Source organism: Alishewanella jeotgali KCTC 22429 (assembly GCF_000245735.1).
Classification (GTDB): Bacteria; Pseudomonadota; Gammaproteobacteria; order Enterobacterales; family Alteromonadaceae; genus Alishewanella; species Alishewanella jeotgali.
Genome location: NZ_AHTH01000057.1, coordinates 1 through 2,621 on the forward strand (window position 1 = coordinate 1; position 2,621 = coordinate 2,621).

2 protein-coding genes are annotated in these 2,621 nt (G+C 50.1%); both read right to left on the reverse strand.

All coding sequences use genetic code 11. The features are described 5' to 3' along the window. Positions 1–81: 81 nt before the first annotated feature. Complete coding sequence (gene istB, locus AJE_RS17220) at positions 82–837, reverse strand: IS21-like element helper ATPase IstB (protein WP_008951922.1); 756 nt, start codon at positions 835–837, stop codon at positions 82–84. Between the two features lie 20 nt (positions 838–857). Continuing rightward, positions 858–2,420, reverse strand: a complete 1,563-nt coding sequence (istA, locus tag AJE_RS17225; RefSeq protein ID WP_039928987.1) for an IS21 family transposase — start codon at positions 2,418–2,420, stop codon at positions 858–860. Between the last annotated feature and the right edge of the window lie 201 nt (positions 2,421–2,621).

The window sequence follows — 2,621 nt, forward strand, 5'->3', positions numbered from 1 at the left end:
CTGGCTAATAACATCATTCCGATCGCTCAATAACATCATGCCGATCAGGTTTTTTCTTCCCGCATTTACTTCAACTTACTTTTACTCGTTTTGATCGGCATGCGTCAAGTTTGACTGCTGCTTACGCATCGACTCACCCGTTAAAGGCAGCCTGATCGCTCTGTGGATCAGCCTGTCCAAGATCGCTTCGGCGAAGGTGGCTTCTCCGATCATCCCATACCATTTATCTACCGGTAATTGGCTTGCCACCACCGTTGATAACTTGCCATGTCGCGTGTCTATCACTTCCAGTAAATTACTACGCTCGGTCGCATCCAGCATTTCCATCCCCCAGTCATCCAAGATCAAGATAGCAACTTGACTCAGTTGGTTGAGTAACCGTGGATAGCTCCCATCTGCTTGTGACAACCTCATCTCCTCTAATAAGGTCTTTAACCGGTAATAGCGCACCGCCATTCCCTGACGGATAAAGTAACGGCCCAGTGCACAGGCCAGGTAACTCTTACCACATCCCGCAGCACCGGTTAACAACAGATTTTGTTGATGTTTAAGCCAGTTGCCTTGTAGTAACTCCCGTATCTGCGATGTGTTAAAGCCTCGATTAGCGCGATAGTCTATCTGCTCAACCTGTGCACCTAAACGGAACCTGGCTTGCTTCTCTAACCGGCTAATTTTGCGCTGCTCGCGCTGTACTAACTCATGGCTGAGTAACAGCTGCAGGCGCTCTTCGAAGCTCATGTCTTGATAGAGCATCGTTTGCTCTTGTTGTTTTGCCAAGGCTTGCTTAACACCGCTTAAACGCAGCAGGCTCAGTTGCTCTTCGATTCTTAATTCCATAAGTTTTCTCGTGTAATCTGTTAGTGGAAGTAGCTTTCGCCGTGCACATTGTCGTGTACGAGCGCTTTTAGCGGATCATGTTTCACGGTTTGCACCGGTTGATATTCCAGGCCGTTTTTCAAGATGGCCCTGATGTTGTGCAAGCGGTTAGCGCCGGTCAGATGACCACGCAGACAGGCCGCCTCCAACCGCGCTTTGCTGTAGGTTTCACTTTGCCCTAGTAAACTTAAGCAAGGACGCACTGCCAGCGCCGGATGTGCCGCGTGCGCTAACGTCTCTTGCACCCACTGCTGTGTATAAATACCTATCGAAGCGGCCCATTTCAGGAGCCGCTCCGGTGACCATTCCAGCATCACTTTATGGTGATCGGGCATATGTGCCATGTCACAGGTATGCTGCCCTTTACGGTGGCTGCGCGGGTGCTCTGCAACCACTTGCCCATGATGGTAAATCACGATGGTTTGCGCTCTGATGTGCGCCTCCAATCGCTTACCAACCAAGGCGTAAGGCACGGAGTAATAATGCTTTTCGATATCAACGTGGTAATCCTTACCTGCCAGCACCCGTTGGATTTTGGTGTACTCGTAGGGGAAGCGGGGCAACGGTTGTAAAGCCGGTGCATCCAGCTCGTTAAACAGGGATGCCCGGCAACCAGGTAACTTCTGGAAGGGCTTTTTATTGAGCTTTATAAGCAACTCGGCGATACGTTGATTCAGATGCGCCAGGCTGTGGAAGATCTCATGACGTAATACCGCCAGGATCCAGCGCGTGACCACCTGCACACCGACTTCAGCCTTGGATTTATCTTTGGGTTTACGTGGCCTGGCAGGCATGATGGCAGTGCCGAAGTGGGCTGCCAGCATTTGATAGGTGGGATTGAGATCCGGATCAGTATTGCGAGCCACGCTGACCGCACTTTTTAAGCAATCGGGTACTACTAATTGCGGTACGCCACCGAAGAACTCAAAGGCCCGTTTATGGCTCATGATCCAATCTTCCAACTGCTGTGAACGCGTGGCTTCGGCGAAGGTATAATTAGATGCGCCCAGTACTGCTACGAAGATCTGCGCACGACAGGTAATTTCACCGGTATCAGGGTCAACTATCGGCATGGTTTGGCCGCAGTAATCAACAAACAGCTTTTCACCCGCAAGGTGCGTTTGTCGCATAGAGGGCTGCAATACGGCTGCCCACTCTTTATAAAGACGGCAGAAGTGGTTGTAACTGTAGTGCTGTTCAGGGCTTCGTTCAGCATACTCCTGCCACAGCAGCTCTAAGGTGACGCCTTTACGGCCAGGGGTTTTGAGTTCCTGATAGACACCCGCCCAGTTAGGCAGCGGTTTATGCTGGGTTTTATGCACAACAACTGTTTTAAGGAAAGCACGCTCGAGCGTGGCATCATCCCATATTGGAGCCAGTGGCCAGTCAGTGATACCCAGCTGTGCCGCCCGATTCACATAATAGGAGACGGTGCTCGCCGAGATAGTGAGGCTAAGGGCAATCTGACGATGTGTCAGCTTCCCCTGATACTTGCAACGCAGAATTTCTTTTAGTTTTCTCACAGAAATGGGCCTCGCAGACATGTACTTTCCTCAGCAATAACAGATAGAAAGTACGGGTTTAACGAAGCGGGAGAGAAAAGTCACGTAATAACATTGATGCCGATCGCACTTTACCATGAGTGGCAAAAAGTGATCGGTATGGGATGTTATTGTGTGATCGGCATGGATGTTATTAACTGATCGGCTTGAATGTTATTAAGTGATCGCCATGCGTGAAAATAT